Source organism: Paraburkholderia strydomiana, from assembly GCF_046030495.1.
Lineage (GTDB): Bacteria > Pseudomonadota > Gammaproteobacteria > Burkholderiales > Burkholderiaceae > Paraburkholderia > Paraburkholderia strydomiana_A.
The window spans coordinates 119,119-137,021 of sequence record NZ_JAQQCJ010000015.1 but is presented as its reverse complement, the minus strand read 5'-3'; the positions used below and the strand labels follow the sequence as shown (position 1 = coordinate 137,021).

At 64.7% G+C, this 17,903-nt stretch carries 15 protein-coding genes; 6 read left to right on the top strand and 9 right to left on the bottom strand.

Annotation, left to right across the window (positions count from 1 at the left end; all coding sequences use genetic code 11):
* Positions 1–750: 750 nt before the first annotated feature.
* Entirely contained in the window at positions 751–1,707 is a 957-nt protein-coding gene (locus PQQ53_RS20785) for a LysR family transcriptional regulator (RefSeq protein WP_408325837.1), read from the top strand.
* A 63-nt stretch (positions 1,708–1,770) separates the two neighbouring features.
* Here the strand turns inward: PQQ53_RS20785 and PQQ53_RS20780 are convergent, their stop codons facing one another.
* Entirely contained in the window at positions 1,771–2,913 is a 1,143-nt protein-coding gene (locus PQQ53_RS20780) for a nucleoside hydrolase (RefSeq protein ID WP_408325834.1), read from the bottom strand.
* 97 nt (positions 2,914–3,010) lie between these two features.
* On the bottom strand, positions 3,011–4,069 hold the full coding sequence (locus PQQ53_RS20775) for an SDR family oxidoreductase (RefSeq protein WP_408325831.1): 1,059 nt from the start codon (positions 4,067–4,069) through the stop codon (positions 3,011–3,013).
* Positions 4,070–4,202: 133 nt separating this feature from the next.
* Between PQQ53_RS20775 and PQQ53_RS20770 the strand changes: the two genes are divergently transcribed.
* On the top strand, positions 4,203–5,108 hold the full coding sequence (locus PQQ53_RS20770) for a LysR family transcriptional regulator (RefSeq protein WP_408157192.1): 906 nt from the start codon (positions 4,203–4,205) through the stop codon (positions 5,106–5,108).
* A gap of 293 nt (positions 5,109–5,401) precedes the next feature.
* Here the strand turns inward: PQQ53_RS20770 and zwf are convergent, their stop codons facing one another.
* The 5 genes from zwf to PQQ53_RS20745 all read right to left on the bottom strand — a co-directional run bounded on the left by zwf (position 5,402) and on the right by PQQ53_RS20745 (position 11,110).
* Positions 5,402–6,883: a glucose-6-phosphate dehydrogenase gene (zwf, locus tag PQQ53_RS20765; protein WP_408148462.1), complete on the bottom strand. Its 1,482-nt coding sequence runs from the start codon at positions 6,881–6,883 to the stop codon at positions 5,402–5,404.
* Positions 6,884–7,337: 454 nt separating this feature from the next.
* Complete coding sequence (lhpI, locus tag PQQ53_RS20760) at positions 7,338–8,279, bottom strand: bifunctional Delta(1)-pyrroline-2-carboxylate/Delta(1)-piperideine-2-carboxylate reductase (RefSeq protein WP_408325829.1); 942 nt, start codon at positions 8,277–8,279, stop codon at positions 7,338–7,340.
* Positions 8,280–8,713: 434 nt separating this feature from the next.
* Positions 8,714–8,962: a hypothetical protein gene (locus PQQ53_RS20755; RefSeq protein ID WP_408148466.1), complete on the bottom strand. Its 249-nt coding sequence runs from the start codon at positions 8,960–8,962 to the stop codon at positions 8,714–8,716.
* A gap of 122 nt (positions 8,963–9,084) precedes the next feature.
* Positions 9,085–9,744 carry a cysteine peptidase family C39 domain-containing protein gene (locus PQQ53_RS20750; RefSeq protein WP_408325827.1) on the bottom strand — a complete coding sequence of 220 codons (660 nt, stop codon included), beginning with the start codon at positions 9,742–9,744 and terminating at the stop codon, positions 9,085–9,087.
* A gap of 25 nt (positions 9,745–9,769) precedes the next feature.
* A complete protein-coding gene (locus PQQ53_RS20745; protein WP_408325824.1) occupies positions 9,770–11,110 on the bottom strand; it encodes an NAD(P)/FAD-dependent oxidoreductase in 1,341 nt (446 codons plus the stop codon).
* Between the two features lie 240 nt (positions 11,111–11,350).
* Between PQQ53_RS20745 and relB the strand changes: the two genes are divergently transcribed.
* The 3 genes from relB (at position 11,351) to PQQ53_RS20730 (ending at position 14,170) form a co-directional block, all read left to right on the top strand.
* Positions 11,351–11,605 carry a type II toxin-antitoxin system RelB family anti-toxin gene (gene relB / locus PQQ53_RS20740; protein ID WP_408157198.1) on the top strand — a complete coding sequence of 85 codons (255 nt, stop codon included), beginning with the start codon at positions 11,351–11,353 and terminating at the stop codon, positions 11,603–11,605.
* A gap of 2 nt (positions 11,606–11,607) precedes the next feature.
* Entirely contained in the window at positions 11,608–12,948 is a 1,341-nt protein-coding gene (locus PQQ53_RS20735; RefSeq protein WP_408325821.1) for a type II toxin-antitoxin system HipA family toxin, read from the top strand.
* A 367-nt stretch (positions 12,949–13,315) separates the two neighbouring features.
* Positions 13,316–14,170: a helix-turn-helix domain-containing protein gene (locus PQQ53_RS20730; RefSeq protein ID WP_408148474.1), complete on the top strand. Its 855-nt coding sequence runs from the start codon at positions 13,316–13,318 to the stop codon at positions 14,168–14,170.
* A gap of 143 nt (positions 14,171–14,313) precedes the next feature.
* Here PQQ53_RS20730 and PQQ53_RS20725 read toward each other — a convergent pair whose 3' ends face one another.
* A complete protein-coding gene (locus tag PQQ53_RS20725) occupies positions 14,314–16,152 on the bottom strand; it encodes a hybrid sensor histidine kinase/response regulator (protein ID WP_408325819.1) in 1,839 nt (612 codons plus the stop codon).
* Complete coding sequence (locus tag PQQ53_RS20720) at positions 16,122–16,643, bottom strand: putative pterin-binding protein (protein ID WP_408325816.1); 522 nt, start codon at positions 16,641–16,643, stop codon at positions 16,122–16,124. Before PQQ53_RS20720 ends, PQQ53_RS20725 begins: the two co-directional genes overlap by 31 nt.
* A gap of 285 nt (positions 16,644–16,928) precedes the next feature.
* On the opposite strand from PQQ53_RS20720, the gene PQQ53_RS20715 reads away from it, so the two are divergent.
* Positions 16,929–17,876: a phosphoribosyltransferase gene (locus PQQ53_RS20715; protein ID WP_408148479.1), complete on the top strand. Its 948-nt coding sequence runs from the start codon at positions 16,929–16,931 to the stop codon at positions 17,874–17,876.
* The last annotated feature ends 27 nt before the right edge of the window (positions 17,877–17,903 follow it).

Below are 17,903 nucleotides of genomic sequence, written 5' to 3'. Positions count from 1 at the left end.
TTTTTTTGCCCGCGCAGCGGTTGGTTTTTTGCGCCTGCGGCGCGGGCTTTTGTTGGAACTCGTTTTGTTTTTTTGCCTGCGCGGCGCTTTGGTTGTGCTCGTATGGTGTTGGCCTTTCCTTGAGTTCATGGTGGTCTATTAGCGTTGCCCCTGTGCGGGGCGGCACTTACTTTCTTTGCATGCCGCAAAGAAAGTAAGCAAAGAAAGCGGCTTCAAACCGCTAACTTTTAAGTGGGTCCCCTGGCTTGGAGGGGGCAGTGGTGCATCTGGAATCCGTGCATTCGCACATTCCACCCCGGTGACAAAGCAGTCATCCTTCCGGCGGCGCTACGCGCGCCGCGGCGGTACTTCACTAAACCTTTGGGTATTCGGCGCCTCGGTGGGGCGGGCCGACGCCTTTTCGCTGCTAAAGAAACACCAACGGGTTTCCCCGGCATACCCGTCCGCGACGCACGCAGTGCGGAGTGGGAGCGAATGACGGCTTTGTCACTCACGCGGAATGCGCGAGCGCACCGATTCCAGATGCACCACTGCCCCCTCCAAGCCAGGGGACCCACTTAAAAGTTAGCGGTTTGAAGCCGCTTTCTTTGCTTACTTTCTTTGCGGCATGCAAAGAAAGTAAGTGCCGCCCCGCACAGGGGCAACGCTAATAGACCACAGTGAACTCAAGGAAAGGCCAACACCATACGAGCACAACCAAAGCGCCGCGCAGGCAAAAAACCACCCCTACCCTCGACTGGAGTCTGCACCGTGATTGACAGAATAACTGCAATGCGCACATTCATCCGAATCGTGGACACCAACAGCTTCACCCGCGCAGCGGAATCACTAAACCTTCCCCGCGCGACGGCGACCACCATCGTCCAGAACCTTGAAGCGCTACTCGGCACGGCACTCCTCGCCCGCACCACGCGGCGTCTGAGCGTCACCCCCGAAGGCGCCGTCTACTACGAACGCTGCGCGCAAATCCTCGCCGACATCGACGAAATGGAAGCCAGCATCCGCTATACCACCGACAACCTGACAGGTCGTCTGCGCATCGAAATGCCCGGCGCCGTGGCAAGCGCCATCGTCCTGCCCGCCCTGGACGACTTTCACACCCGCTACCCGAATCTCGATCTGGCGATCGGCGTGAGCAACCGCACGGTCGATCTGATCTCCGAAGCGATCGACTGCAGCATCCAGCTCGGCGAATTGCCGGATTCGAATCTGGTCGCGCGCCAGCTCGGTACGCTCGAACACGTGACCTGCGCAAGTCCGGCCTATCTGGCCCGTTACGGCACGCCCGTCGCGCTCGACGATCTGCGCGGACACGCCGCCGTCAATTGCATGTCGCCGCACAACGGCCGCGAAGTGGATTTCGATTTCGAGGTGGACGGCGAGGCGCAAAACGTCAAGGTCGACGGCTTCGTCAAGGTCAGCGACGAGCAGGCGTATCTCACCTGCGGACTGCAAGGCCTCGGCCTGATCCAGCCCGCGCGGATCGCCGCCCAGCCCTACCTCGATTCGGGCTTGCTGCGCGAAGTCCTGCCGCAATGGAAGCCCGTGCCGATGCCGGTCTCGGTCGCCTACATGAAGAATCGCCGCGTGTCGCCGCGCGTGCGGGCCTTCGTCGACTGGCTCGCGGAGTTGTTCGAGAAGACCGAACACGTCGATCAGGATCTCTCGCGTGTGCGCCAGTTGTTGCGCGGCCTGCATCCCGCCTGAGGCGGGTGACAGGCAGGTGACAGGCAGGTGACAGGCAGGCGCGCGCAGCGCGAACGAGCGCGTTCAGTTCGATAGCGTGACCGGCACCGGCCGCGTCAGCAGATCGACGTAGAAATTGAAAAAGCTCGGATTGTCGAAGCGTTTGACGATCGTCATCCTCTGCAAACCCGCCGGCGGCGAACCCGTATAACCCGTTGCCTTGCCGTCATTGGCGCCGAAGCTCGTATCCACGTCCACCCACTCGTCCACCGTTTGCGTCGCGAACGAAGGATGCATCAGATACGCGAGCGTCAACGTGTCCCAGATGTTCGTCGTGTAGGCCGGGTTCGTCTCGAAGCCGTTCTTGCCGTCGAAACCATAGCCATTCAAGGTCTTGAACAGTTGCGTGATGATGGTCTGCTTCGTCGGATCATGCGCGACGCGGTCGTACAGCGTCTTGTCCATCTTCACGGTGTCCGTCACGTCGAGCGGCACCACCACCTGTTTGACCGGCAGATGCAGCACGGCTTTTGCCGCTTCCGGATCGAACCACCAGTTGAACTCGGCGCTCGGCGTGGTGTTGCCCGGCACGTCGACCGCGCCGCCCATGTAGATGATCTGCTTGATCAACGGCACGATCTCGGGATGCTGGCGAGTGGCGAGTGCAATGTTGGTCAGCGGCCCGATCGCGAGGATCGTTACTTCGCCGGGATATTGCTTCACCGAATCGACGATGAAATCGACCGCGCTCCTGCTCTGCACCTGGGTGTGGGTCGCGAAACCGTCCGGCGGTGCGACGAGGTCGCCATCCGAGGTCGGCTCGGGCGTGCTCCACGCGCCGAGATAGCCGTCGCCTCCGGGGAATTGCGCGAGTTCGGCCTGAATCGTCGCGTAGTCGTGCGACAAGGCGTAATTGGCGCCCGCATACACGCCGATCTGCTTCTCGACGCCGAGGCGCTCGACCGATTTCAACGCATCCGCAACGCCCTGCTTTAGCCATTGATTTCCGGACACTACGGTAATGCCGAGTACTTTCAACGAACCCTGCGCCTGCAATTGCGCCGCCATCACGCCGAGCTGGCCGTCGTCGCTCAGCGTGTTGTAGTCGCTGTCGATAATGACTTTGGGTGGACTGGCGGCCGTGAGATTGTCGCCGCCACATGCAGGAATGGCCAGAACTACCGCCAGGATTGCCATGCACTTCAATGCCACGAGAACTCGCCTCATTGATGTCTCCTTTTTTATGCCGCTGTGCCACGCGTATAAGGAGGCCCATCATAGACGTAAAGCGAATGAAATCAAATCGTCATGCTAATTGAATCGCTTATGGAATCAGCTTGCGGTGGCGCAGATCGTCGAAGAGGCGAAACAGCATCGCTTCTGTCTCGACGAATTCGTGAAAGCCGAAACGCCGCGCTTTCGAACCGTCGCCGAACATGTCGTAATCCCACGAGAAAACGAAGTCGGCAAATCGCCACGATGATACGTCCTGATAGGCAACGGGCTGCAAGCCGTGCTTGTGCGTCATCGCATTCCACAACGGCGCCTTGTCGGCCATGACCGTATCCAGCGACAGCGGCAGCGGCGGCGCCACGTCGAGTTCGAAATAGCGGGCGATCTTCGGCCACATGTCGTTCCAGCGGAACAGGTCGCCGTTGCTGATGTTGAACGCCTGATTCTCGGCGCGCGGCTCGGTCGCGGCCCACACCGTCGCGCGCGCGAGCAGCCCGGCGTCGGTCATTTCGAGCAGCTTGTCGTAGGCGCCCGGTTTGCCGGGAAAGCGCAACGGCACGCCGAGTTCTTTCGACATCGATGCATACACGGCGATCGCCACCGCCAGATTCATCGGATTGCCGAGCGCGAATCCACCCACCACCGCCGGGCGAATCGCCGACCAGTGCCAACGCTTGCCCGCCTGACGCGATTCGAGAAAGCGCTGCTGATCGAACATGAACTCGGGCGGCATGAAGTGCGCGTCGTCCTCGCGTGCCGGCGTCTTGAAGGGACCGAGATGGCCGCCGTACACCTTGTAGCCCTGCATCAGGCTCACATGCTGCAAAGCCGCCGCGATCGGTTCGATCGCATCGAGTGTGTTGACCAGCATCGCGAGATTCGGCGGGACCAGTTCGGCCCAGCTCGGGCGGTCCTGGTAAGCCGCGTAGAACACGTGCGTGACGTGATCGAGGCCGCGCAGTTTTGCGTGCGTGTCGGCCGGATCGAGCAGATCTGCCGCGATGTATCGCACCTGCGGCCTGGTCTCGCCGCCGCGACGCGCGAGGCCGATCACCTCCCAATCGTCGAGCGTGGCGAGATGCTCGACCAGATTGCGCCCGATCACGCCTTGCGCGCCCACCACCAAAGCCACTTTCTTCGTTGCGTTCATTGCGACGCTCCTGATCGTTTCGTTCATCGCGACGGCGCGCGTCGTGCACGCCGTCCGGTCAATGAAAGATATCGGCGCCGCGGTGCTTTCGGTAGACTGCCCGCTGGCACATCACCTGTGAATTGAACTCACGATGGCACGTTTGGACGTGAACCGCTCCGGCGAACTCGAAGTGTTCGTGCGGTCGGTCGAACTAGGCGGCTTCTCCGCGGCCGCGCGCGCGTTGGGGATGACGCCGTCGGCCGTCAGCAAACTGGTGGCGCGGCTCGAAGCCCGGCTGGGCGCGCGGCTCCTCAACCGGTCCACGCGCAATCTGCAACTCACGCCCGAAGGCTGCGTATTCTATGAACGCGGCGTGCGCGTACTGGCGGAGCTCGACGAAACCGAGCGCGGCGCGGCTCTCGGCGCGACGCCGCGCGGCCGTCTGCGTGTGCATGCGAACGTGCCGCTCGGGCGGCATTATCTGCTGCCGCTCGTGCCGGCATTTCTCGATGCCCATCCCGACATCACGCTCGATATCGTGCTGACCGATCAGGTGGTCGATCTGCTGGAGCAGCGTACCGACGTCGCCATTCGAAGCGGCCCGCTCAAGGATTCGCAACTGGTCGCGCGCAAGCTCGGCGACGCCGGCATGGTGATCGTCGGTGCGCCCGCGTATCTCGCGCGTCACGGCACGCCAGGCACGCCTGCGGATCTGCGCGCGCATAACCGGCTCGGCTTCGGTTTCGCGAGAGCGGTCAACGGCTGGCCGCTCCTCGAAGGCGGCCGCAGAATCGATGTGCCCGTCGAAGGCAACGCGCTCGTGAGCGATGGCGAGACGCTGCGTCAACTGGCTGTAGCCGGCGTGGGGCTCGCGCGGGTCGCCGCGTTTCAGGTGCGGGACGACGTGGCCGCCGGCCGTCTTGTCGTGCTGCTCGACGCATTCAATCCCGGCGACACGGAACCGGTCAACGCGCTCTATCTCGGCCAGGGCGGCCATCTGCCCGCACGTGTGCGCGCATTGCTCGATTTTCTCGTGCAGCGCTTGCAGATCGAATGATACGGATGACTAATGATTGAGCATCGAGCCGCGGCACAGCAAGACCGCTTGGGGATTTTGACGCGCGTTGGCGAATTCACTCACGCGCGACCCTGATAGAAGAAACGCGCCACCAGAACGGCGACGCGTACTACCCGATGGCATTAACGCAGGCAAGTCTGCGGCGATGAACCTGAACATGCCGGGCCTTTTCCCGATAGCCCGGCAGCCCGGCAGCCCGGCAGCCACACACACAGGCGCTACAACAACGCTTCAGAGAACGTTATAGCGCCCGCCTTCATGCACGTGTCGATTTACTGCGACTCTTCCGCCCACACGGCATTCTCACGCGCCATCAGCGCCGTCGATGCCGCCGGCCCGAACGTGCCCGCCGTATAAGCGCGCGGCTTGTCGCCCGACTTGGCCCAACCGGCCAGAATCGGTTCGGCCCACGCCCATGCGGCCTCCAGTTCGTCGCGGCGCATGAAGTGCGTGAGGCGCCCGCGAATCACGTCGATCAGCAGACGCTCGTACGCTTCCGCGCGGCGCTCGGTGAAGGCCTGCTGCAAATCCAGATTCAGATTCACCGGCAGCATGTGCATGCCGCTGCCCGGCTCCTTGGCGAGCATCTGCAACTGGATCGACTCTTCCGGCTGCAACTGGATCACGAGACGGTTGCCATAGTTGCGCCCGCCGCTCGGGATGATCGAGAACGGCAGTTCTGAGAACTCGATGACGATCTCCGACACCTTCTTCTGCATCCGCTTGCCCGTGCGCAGGAAAAACGGCACGTTGGCCCAGCGCCAGTTGTTGATATGCGCGCGCAACGCGACGAACGTCTCGGCGCGGCTGCCCGCCGGCACGTTGTCTTCTTCCTGATAGCCCTTGACCGCCTCGCCGTCCACCGCCCCTGCGGTGTACTGGCCGCGCACGGTATCGCGGGCGATGTCCTCGGGCGTCATCGGACGCAGCGAGCGCAGCACCTTGAGTTTCTCGTCGCGGACCGCATCCGGGTCGAGCGACACCGGCGGCTCCATCGCAACGATACACAGCAGTTGCAGCAGATGGTTCTGCACCATATCGCGCAATGCGCCGGTCTTGTCATAAAAGCCCGCGCGGCTGCCCACGCCGACCGTTTCCGCGACCGTGATCTGCACGCTCTTGATGTACGGCGCCTGCCACAGCGGCCCGAAGATCGCGTTGCCAAAGCGCAGCACCATCAGGTTCTGCACGGTTTCCTTGCCGAGGTAGTGGTCGATCCGGTAGATCTGCGCTTCATTGAAATGCTTGCCGACCGCCGTGTTGATTTCCTGCGCGGACGCCAGATCGTGGCCCAGCGGCTTTTCGAGCACCACGCGCGAATGGTCGTCGACCAGCCCCGCCGACGACAGGTGATCGCAGATATGCATGAACAGATCCGGCGACGTCGCGAGATAGAACACGCGGCGCACCCCCTCGCGCGACGCTTCTTTCAGACGCTGGTAGTCGTCGGCCGAATCGACGTCCATCCGCACGTACTCGAACAGCGCGAGGAATTTGTCCCAGGCGGCGGCGTCGAACGCCTTCTTTTCGATGAAGGGCTTGGCCTTCAGCTCCATGAATTCGTTGATGTACTCGTCACGCGACCAGGGCTTGCGGCCGATCGTGATAATGCGGGTGTCCGGCGGCAGATTGCAGTGCAGATGCGCCATGTACAGCGCGGGCAGCAGCTTGCGAAACGACAGGTCGCCGGTGCCGCCGAAGATGATCATGTCGAGCGGCAGGTTGGGTGTGGCTGAAGCGTGTTGGGTCGTCATAGCGCGGTCGCAGCGTCGTGATGGAGGAGGCGTCGGTCAAGGAGCGGAAAAACGTGGGCGAGACGCCCGCGCCGGCGAACCGGCGCTTTTTTCCGGCAAACGCCTATGGTGCAACTTTTTGGGATTGTTTGCACGGCAACATCTGCCCCACGTTGGCGCAAGATGCCAACCCGAGGTGACAGAGGGTTGTTTCCTATGGTTTTTGTACGGGTGGAGGCGGGTCGTTTGCGGGGAGTCTTTCGTGCGGGATCTTGTTATGTGCCGCTCGCGTGGGTCTTTCCTGCGGGTCTGGCTGCAAGTCCGCTCCGCCAGGTTGACTGCGCGCCTGGTCCGCCAGTCCTCCTCGCGGGCCTTTCGTGCAAGGCTCACCCGCTGGCAAGCTCTCGCGCCGGGCCTGCCCTGCACGCCCGGCGCCTCCCGCTGCGCGTGCCGATCCAGCCGCTTCTCCGCTCCCTCAGCCGCCTGACGACGCCTCGCGCGCCACCCGGCACGCCGCCAGATCCCACGCCGCGCAGCCGACGCTTTTGAAAACCACCGGCGTCTCCGGTGAAACCCCCGCCGCACTCTCCAGCACCGAGGCAATCCCGCCGACCGTCGCCCAATCCACGCCGGCCTGGATGAAATCGCCGGCCTCGTGTTTCGCGCCGGCCGGATCGTCGACGAAAAGCGCGCTGGTGGCGATGGTGCGCGCGCCGATCTCGACCATCTCCGGCGTGAACGCGCCGACCCCGATCACGAGCCGCCCGGCACGCGCCGCTTCGTCATAGACCGGCTGCTTGCTGGTGGTCAGCGCGATCACCACGTCGACCGACTCGGGAATCGCCTGGCCGGTGAGCGGCTGCAGGTCATGCGCGCTGCCGCGATGCACGGTGCAAAACGCTTCGGCTCGCGCGGGCGCACTGCCCTTCACGAACACGCGGGCGTCGGGGAACAGTTCGCCGATCGCCTGCAGGTGGTTGAGTGCCTGCGTGCCCGTGCCGATCAGCAGGAATTCGCGCGGCTTGCGGACATCGGAGCGCGCGGCGAAGGTCTCGACGCCCAGCATCGACATCGCCGCGGTACGGCGGCCCGTCACGGTCGGGCCGTCGAGGATGAACAGCGTTTCGCCGGTGTCGGCGTCGAAGGCCATGACCTGGCCGTGGATGGTCGGCAGATTGCGCGGCCCGTTGCTCGCGCACACGTTGACCAGCTTGTGAATCGCGATATCGGGCGCCGTGGCGGGCATCGACAGCATGATGCCGCCCGCGTTGAGCGGCACCACGAGCCGCTCGGGACTCGCAATGCGCTGCTGCGCGTAGTCGATGCTCGCGCGCCTGAGCGCGTCGACGAGCGCCGCATACGGAATCAGCCGCGCGGTCGCGGCGGTGTCGAAAATCTGCGTGGTCGGGCGGGTCATGAGCGGTCGTTCCAATCCTTGGTGAAGGGTTGAGGCCGGTTTCGGGCGTGGTGCATGGGCGGTCGTCGACTGGCGGGACGCATTCGCGTCGCCGGGAGGCGTCGAGGCGTCGAGGCGTCGAGGCGCCGCGTGCGCGCCGTGACGGCAAGACGTCACCGTAACCGACCGTGGCGACATTGACCAGTCACGCCGAAAATGCCCGCGGCCTGGCGTTTGAGTCAGTGATCGGGTTGGCGATAAGGCGACGCAGAGGGGCGCGGTCGGTCCGAGACGAAGCACGGCGAGCGGACGCAGCGCACGCGGCCATCACATCTCGACTACGCCATGAACGTGCCGCGCTCGCCCCCCGCGCTTCAGGCCACGCTTCAGTCCATATTCAGAGCCAGTGCGCTACACCCTTCGCCGGAGCCCCGATCCGCGACACCCTTCGACCGTCACTGCGACGCGCCCTTATCGTCGGCTTTCTGGCCGCCCTTGAACATCGCGCGACACGCCGGGCTGAGTTCAGCGATGTGCTGCTTCATGCAGGCGGTGATCTTGTCTTCGTTGGGAATATCGGCTGCACAGAAATGCATCGCGTCGCCACGGCAAGCTTTGCTCTGTTCGTCGCGACTTGCGGCATTCGCCGGGATGGCAGCGAAGGCGAACAGGCTGGCAGCAAGGAGGCAATAGGTTCGTTTCATGTCAGCTCCGATTTCGCAAAGGTCGACGAAAATCACCAGCAGAAAGCGGGCCCGATCACGGCGCGAGGCGATCTCGCGCGTTGCCTCGCCTGCCGGACGACCAGCCGGTCACCCCTGGCGACTCACACTCGCCCTCGCTCGTCCCCTGACGCGCCCCGGCCAAGCGTCATCCCGCGCCCCGCATAGAACCGCTTCATCGTCTCGAACGGCAGATACGCATCGGCCTGATGCGGCGCGATACCCGATGGATTATGAAACCATACGCCGTCGCGATCGCGTCCGTGCAGCAGGATCAGATGACCGCCCCGCCGCTGATTCGGCCGGTCGGGATAGCGGATCTCGGGGCTCACGGAAACGATCGCCAGCGTATCGGCGTTCAACCGCGCGGCGATCTCCTCGAGCGACGCCTGCGGGAGCACCTCGACCTGAATGCCGAATGCGTCGCCCGCCCATCCGGCAAACGGCCGGTAGATCATCCCATCGACGCCGCCGTCCTCGCGCAACCGGTACACGCCATGCCGCAGGGCGTCGTCGAGCAGCGCGGCGCGCGGCGCGTGTCCGATGCGCCAGTAGTCGAGCGCGGATTCGAGGCACGTCAGGCCGCACAGGCGTTTGGCCCAGAAACGATAGCGCTGCGGGTCGGTGAAACCGCTACGCTGCCAATGCGGATCGTCGCACGGGTCGCAGCGCTCTTCGACGATGTGCGCAACCCATTCGGGGCTGCCCCATTGTGTGTAGTACGGCACGTTGGCGTGGCGCAGAGTCGGTTCGTGATGGCTCATCGGTCGGATGCAAGGTTGCGGGTATTTACAGCATGCTGCGGGGCCGCTGCATCGTGCCGTCGAAGAAACGTTGCAAACGGAACGCCGATAGATCGAGCGAGGCCGCGCCACCGTCGTTCATCTCGGCGAGCAGCTTGCCGACGATCGGCCCCATCGCGAAGCCGTGCCCGCAAAAACCGGTGGCGATCGTCAGACCTGGCACCTGCGGCGGCGCGTCGATCACCGGAATGCCGTCGGGCAGGACGTCGATAAGACCGGCCCACGATTCGACCACCTGCGCGTCTCTCAACGCCGGGAACAACGCGCGCAGTTTTTTTAACGCGCGCGGCGCGTGGCCGACGTTCGGCTGCGGATGCGGATCGCGCGGATGCAGGACGCGCTCGCTCTGCGGCACGCCGCCGGCCAGGCGCTCGCGCAGATCACGCAGACAGGCGCCGTTCAGATGGAAGCTGAACTTCGCGCGCTGCTTCCACAATTCGGGCAAAAACCACTTGAGCGCGCGGAAATGGCCGAGGGTCATGTCGACATCGACTTGCATGTCGTCGGCGAGATTGATCGCGCCGTTCGCGCGCTGGCGCACGCCGAGACCGTGCCCCCAAAACGTGGATGCGGTGATGCGCGGCAGCGGGTTGGTGCGCATGCAGGTGCCGCGCACCGCCTGCTGCGGCAGTTCGAGGCCCAGCGTGTCGAGCAGCCGCCAACTGCTCGCGCCCGCCACGCAGATGAACCGCGAGGTGCGCACCGTGCCGCGCTCCGTGACCACGCCGGCAATCGCGCCCCCCGCGCGTTCGACGCCGAGCACCCCGCAGCCTTCGAAGAACAGCGCGCCGGCTTCGGCAGCCCGCGCCGCGAAGGCGGCTGCGGCGCGGCGCGGTTCGGCCTGGCCGTCGCTCGGCGTATAGAGCCCGCCGAGCGCGGGGCCGTGCATGCCGGTCACCACCGTGTCGATCTGCCTGCGATCGAGCGTGCGCGTGTCGAGCCCGTACTGACGCGCCACGTCCATCCATTGCTGGAACGAAATCCAGTCCTCTTCATCCGACGCAACGTACAGGCAGCCGCCTTGCCGCCATTCCAGATCGACATTCAGCTCGCGTTCGAGCTCTGTCCACAGCGGGATGCTCGCCATCATCAGCGGCACTTCGGCGGCTTCGCGGCCCTGCTGGCGCACGAAACCCCATGCGCGCGACGACTGCTGCCCGGCGATCCGCGATTTGTCGAGCACCACTACCGACAACCCGCGGCGCGCCAGATAGTAGGCGGCCGCGCAGCCCATGATGCCGGCGCCCGCGATCACCACATCGGCATGGCTCGGGAACAGTTGGTCGGCGGAGGTGAAGTTCGCGTGCAGCGGGTAAGTCGTGGTCATCGGGCAGGCTGGTTTTAAGTGTGTGCATCATCTTCGCAGGCAGGCGGATTGTCCGCAATGCCGTGCGGCGGCCGAAGGCCGCGACGCCGGTGTCTGCGCGATGCAGCACTCTTTATTCGTCTCGCAGATATTTGCATATTATTCGCCTGGCAGATATTTGCAAAATATTCGCGAGACGAATATTTGACAAATATCCGTGTGACGCATAAGTTACATTTATTCGTCTCACAGATAATCCGTATGCTCCACCTCATCGCCACACCGGATCAGATGGGCCAATTGCTCGCCGCCAGCCGGCGGCACGCCGGCCTCACCCAAGCAGAGGCCGCCGCGCGGCTCGGCATCAGCCAGAGCCGCATTTCGGCGCTGGAAACCGATGCCGGCGCGCTGACGCTCGCCCAATTGCTGGCGCTTTGCGGCATCTACGGCCTGCAATTGCAGTTGCACGACAAGAGTCAGCCGGTGCCCGAGCAGGCGCCGATCGTCGAGTGGTGACCATGGCCCGGCAAACGCACTCACGGGCGCTGTCGGTGTGGGCCAACGGCGAGCGCGTCGGCGTCTGGCGCCTGCCTGCACGCGGCCCCATGGAGTTCGCCTACGATCCCGCGTGGGCCGCGTCGCCCGCCGGCCGGCCGCTGTCGCTGTCGCTGCCGTTCACGCCGGGCAACATGGCGCAAAAAGGGCATCGGGTGCTCAATTACTTCGACAATCTGCTGCCCGACAGCGACGCGATCAGAAAACGCATCGCCCAACGCTACCAGACCGAAACGCTCGATGCGTTCGACCTGCTGCAGGCCATCGGCCGCGACTGCGTGGGCGCCGTCCAGTTGCTCGCCGAAGACGGTGTGCCGAGCGGCGTCGAGCGGATCGAGGGCACGCCGCTCACCGACGACGAAATCGAGGCCATGCTGGCGCGCACGGTCAGCAATCCCGCGCCCGGCGCGCCCGACGACACCGACGACTTCCGCATCTCGCTCGCCGGCGCGCAGGAAAAAACCGCGCTGCTATGGCACGACAACACATGGCAGCGCCCGCACGGCGCCACCCCCACCACGCATATTTTCAAACTGCCGCTCGGCCTCGTCGGCAACAAGCTCGCCGACCTCAGCACCTCGGTGGAAAACGAGTGGCTGTGTCTGCGGATTCTGCGCGCCTACGGCCTGCCGGTCGCGAACGCGGAAATCATGACGTTCGGCAGGCAGCGGGTCTTGAGCGTCGAGCGGTTCGACCGGCAACTGCATTCGAGCGGGCAATGGCTGCTGCGCCTGCCGCAGGAAGACTTCTGCCAGGTGTACGGGGTGCCGTCGCATCGCAAATACGAAAACGAAGGCGGCCCAGGCGTGCTCGATCTCGCGCGGATTCTGCAGCAATCGGTGCAAGCGCGGCAGGACATCGAAACCTTGCTGGCGAGCCAGATTCTGTTCTGGATGCTCGCGGCACCCGACGGCCACGCGAAAAACTTCAGCATCCGCCTGCTCGCGGGCGGCCAGTTCCGCATGACGCCGCTTTACGACGTGATGTCGATCTGGCCGGTGGAAGGCAACGGCCCGAACCAGTGGTCATGGTTCAAGGCGAGACTCGCGATGGGGATGTGGTCGCGCAGCAAACACGACGCGTTTCGCGACGTGCAGCGGCGCCACTTCAACACGATGGCGCTCAGATGCTCTCACGGCGCGGACGCCGAGCCGCTGATCCAGCGGCTGATCGCGCAGACGCCTGGGGTAATCGCCCGGGTGTCGGCGGAATTGCCCGAGCGCTTTCCCGGAAAGGTCGCCGAGCGGATTTTCAAGGGACTGAAAAACTCCGCGGCGAAACTGGAAAAAATGCCCGCGGCGTAAGGGGCGACGGGGTCGACGACCGCTCTATTTGGCGCCTCGAACCGGCGCTCAACCTGCCGCCACGGCGCGCAACGCCCCCGTGCATCCCGCGCGCCGACACCGCCTCCCACGCATTCTCTACGATACGGCACTGTTTCCTCGGTAAAATACATTTATGCCGAATAGATACAAATTGCCCGAATGCCGGTTTATCGCTCGCACGGACGACCTCGACGGCGGTCTCACAACATACCAATCGCGATAAACTTTTCGGTACATTTGCGATCCCCCACATAGCCGGTCAATGCGCACCGAATGTGCAGGGTCGCACTGCGCCTGTCGTATCGCACTCCCCAGTACTCTTTAAGACGGCGGATTCTCACGCAGTATGACCAACGAAACACACTCACCTGACTCCATCGCAGTCGCCGAGCGCGTGCGCGAGTTGATGAGCCGGCATGGAATCGGCAAGCGCCAGCAGACCACGGAGCTTTGCCGCATCCTCGATCTGAGTTTTTCCCAGGGGCACCGCAAGCTGCGCGGCAACAGTCCGTGGACCCTGTCGCAGATCAAGAAGGTCGCCGAAGTGTTCGGCGAACCCGCCGCGCAGTTGTTCGGCGCGCAATCGCTCGATCCGGGCATGGTCGGCGCGATCGCCCAGGAAGCCGTGTTCTGCATCGGCGCGATCGAGCTGGCGTGCACCGCGTGGGTCGGCGCCGCGCTCGAACCGGGCAGCCGCCCGGAATTCGTCGCGTATTCGAAGCTCGGCCAATGGCGCGTCGCGCGCCACGATGGCACGCTCTACCAAAGCGCGTACGAAGTCCACAAGATCGAGATCTATCCGCGCCGCGCCGAGACCGACAAGCCGACCATCGCCGTGGTCGACGACGATCAGGCCAGCGCCGACAATCTGCGCGACTATCTCGAGCGCAGCGGGTTCGCAGCGGTGGCGATCTACGGGCTCACGGCCTTCGCCGAACAATTGCAAACCCAGGTGTTCGACGGCGTCGTGATCGACTGGCTGTTCGGCGCGCAAACCTCGGCGGCCGCGATCCGCGCGGTGCGCGCGTCGGAAAATCCGGACGCGCCGGTCTTCGTGCTGACGGGCGAATTGCTGACCGGCAAAGCCAGTGAATCGGAGATCAGCCAGGTTATCCGCGATTACGACGTCGCGTGCTACGAAAAACCCGCGCGTATGGCGATCCTCGTCGCCGATCTGTCCAAGCGGCTGAACCGGCCGTAACGGCGGCACTGGCGGGCGAAAACCGTGCCGTCCGGCGGCTGAAGGCGTACGCTCAGGTTGATGCCCGCTTTCACCCCCGCCTCCCGCCTCCCGCCTCCCGCCTATCATCACGCGCTTCGTACGCTATCTGCCACACCCCGCCGTCATGCGGCATGCCGCGCAGCCAACGCCCGCTGCAATGCGCGGCGCAAATCCTCGTAGTGCACCGGCTTTGACAGCGCCTCGAAGAACGGCTGCGCGCCGCGCCCGCCCGCTGCCTCCGGCTCCGGCGCATACGCGCTGACCACGATCACCGGCGTCCCCGACGACGGCCCGCCGCGTCGCGCGAAATCCGCGAGAAAGGTGTATCCGTCGCGCTCCGGCATATGCAGGTCGAGCAGCACCACGTCGCAGCGGCGCGTATCGAGCCAGGCGAGCGCGTCATCTGCATTGGGCAGGGCATGCGCGTCGAAATTCATGTGCACGATCATTTCGCTGAGCGACTCGCGGATCAGCCGGTTGTCATCGACGATCAGCACGCACGGCCGCACGCCGCCCGGCGCGGTCTGCACGGCCACGCCGGCCGGCGCGGCAGCCGCGACCGGGGTGATCGGAATCGTCACGGTGAATCGCGTGCCCTCGCCGACCGTGCTCGCCACGTCGACCGTGCCGCCGAACAGTTTCACCAGCCCCTGCACGATGGTCAGCCCCATCCCCGCGCCTTCGAAGCGGCGCGTGCGCGACGCGTCCAGTTGCGTGAACTCCTGGAAGATCAGCGGAATCTGCGCCTGAGGCACGCCCGGCCCGGTATCGCTGACGACGAAGATCAGCACCGCCGGCTCCTGCCGCAACTGCACGCGCACCGTGCCGGTCTCGGTGTAGCGGATCGCGTTGGTGACGAGGTTGTTGACGATCTGGCGAATCCGGTGCGGGTCGGAATCGACCAGACCGCCCACCCCGCTCGCCTCGCTCTCGAGCTTCAGACCGCGCGCGGCGGCCGCCATCGCGTGTTCGTCGACGATCGACGCCAGCAACTCGCGCGGCTCGAAATGCTCGTAACGCAACTCGAGCTTGCCGGCGCCGAGGCGCGCGTAGTCGGTCAGGTCCTTCATCTGTGCTTCCAGATGCCGCGCCGCGGTTTCGAGCCGCTGGATCACCTTGCGGTCGGCTTCGGAGTGATAGTTAAAGCCCAGCAATTCGATCGACGACACGATCGCATGCAACGGCGTGCGCAGCTCGTGGCTGATCATGCCGAGAAACGCGTCCTTCGCGAGACTCGCCTCACGCGCCGCGCGGCTCGCCTGGTGTTCGGCGGCGAGTGCGGCATGCTGCTGCAGCATCAGCCGGGTGCGGCGCCGCCCGTTGAGCACCAGCAACAGCGTCGCCGCCGCCGACAGCAACAGCAGCAGCAGGCCGCCCGCGAACAGCATGCGTCGCTTGTCGATGAAGTCGCGGTTCAGCGCCTCGCGATCGGCGACGTCGGCGAACCGGCGGCTCAGCGCGAGATCGTTGACCTGGTTCCAGTGCTCGCGCAACTGCGCGACGATGCCATTGGCACGCATGCGGTCCTGCGGCAACGCTTCGACCGCGGGCTGAATGTCGGCGAGCAGACGATCGAGTGACTGGATTTCGTCGAGCTGCCGATGCAGCAACGCAACTTGCGAGGTCAGCCGGCCCGTCGAGCCGGCCATCACGTGCAGCTTCGATTGCAGCAACTGGAAACGCAGCATCAGCCGCTCATAGTCGTCGTCGACGCCCGACTGGTAGAGCAGCAACTGGTTTTCGAAGCGCGCATACGCGATCTGCAACTGCGCGGCGTCCCAGTAGAAGCCGTCGTAGGTGCCGGTCAACTGCTCGGTGGCGCGCGGATTCAGCAGATTCGCGTACAGCAGATAGCCGATCGCGCCGACCGGCGCAGCGAGCGCGGTCAGCCAGATCAGCACGTAGAGAACACGGCGCCACGAACGGCGCACTATTTGACGATGAGGGCCTTGATCTGCCATACGAATTTCGAATCGCCCAACGCGCCCGTGAGTTCAGTGGGGTATGCGTCGCGCGGGTAGATAAGGAACAGCGGCCCGAAGTCGCTGATCTTCAGACGCTGGCCGTTCATGCTGTACGCGACGACCACGCCATAGCGATCGGCATCCGACACCGGCAGGGTGTAGGTGTAGTCATCGAACGTATGGAACTCGACCTGGGTGCCATACGCGCCGACGCTCTTCAGAATATCCGCGAGCAGCGGTCCTGTGAAGGTGGAGCGCGGCGTCCACGTGGTCGCGGTCGTGATCGAATGGACCGGCAGTGCGAGCAGCTGGGCCTCGGTGAAGTGATAGGTGTGGTGTGCCGCATCGGTCGTCACGCCGATCTTGCCCTGTACGTCGAGCGCGAGCGGCGCCCCCGTCTGGGCCTGCGCCCCCCATGCGGCCAGCGCGAAGATCAGGCCTGTCGCCCAGCGTGCGCGCCGGGGCGCGCTCCTTTTTTTATGCAGCATTGCAATCACGGTTGGTCACCTGCGCTCTTATCCGTTGTCTTTTGTTTGCGGGCGGCGCGGCGCCATGCCGACGCGATCCTTTCCCGCCCCTGCCCATTCATCCGGCCCAGCCTCGCTCTGGCGACATCCTGGCCGACGATGCGTCGTCACCCCTGACGCGCGATCTTTGAACCGCATGCATAATATCGCCAAAATTCTTTGTCTCACAGACGGGAACGCGCCACTGCGGCGAGCCGCGCGTGCCCCGCAGACACTCGCCCTACGCGCCGCGACGCCACGAGAGTTATGAACAAGCCGGTTTTGCCTCTGACGTACGAACAACTCGATCACTGGATCGAATCGCTGCAACCTGCGCTGCTCGCGGAGCGCTTCACGATGGCGATCGGCATTTTGCGCGGCGGCGCGCCGCTCGCGCTGATGGTGTCGCATGCGGTCGGCACACCGGTGGCGTTCCTGCGCTACGACCGCCAGTCGCGCGTGGTCGCGTGGGATTCGACGCTGCCGATCCCGCCCGCGGGTGCGAAAGTGCTGCTGTGCGAAGACATCGCGGGACGGGGCTTCACGCTCACCGATTGCATCGCATTCCTGCGCGAGCAAGGGCTCGACGTCAGAACGCTGACCGGCGCGGTGGACGACCTGAGCCGCACGCAGCCCGACTACGCGATCGATGCGCGCGGCTACTTCGCGTTGTTCCCGTGGGAGCGCCAGGCTTACACCGAGCGTTATCGCGAGGACTGGGAGCGCGTCGAAGCCGGCGCCGCACCCGCGATGGCCGACGATCACGAATACACGACCTACGCGATCGACCTCGACGGCATTCTGCTGCCCGACGTGCCGCTCGCCCGCTATGACGAAGACCTCGCCGCCGCGCTCGCCGAGCGCGACGCACTGCTGCCGTTCGAGGTGCTGCCCGGCATCGATCTGCAACGGGTTCGCACGATCATCACCGGCCGTCCCGAGATGGATCGCGCGCGCACCGAGGCGTGGCTCGCGCGGCACGGCTTCGGTCATCTGCCACTGGTGATGCGCAGCCCTGGCGCGCACGACGAAAGTCCCGCCGGCGCCGCCGCTCACAAGGCCGGCGCGGCGTTGCGCGGCGGCGTCACGCATTTCGTCGAGAGCGATCCGGTGCAGGCGCTGCTGATCGCCCAGCAAGCACCGCTGTTGCGCGTGATCTGGTGGGATGCGCTCTCGCGCACCGGCATGCTGGTCGGTGCGCGTGCCTGGAGTTGACTGAAAACGGTCGCGCGGCGCACGAAG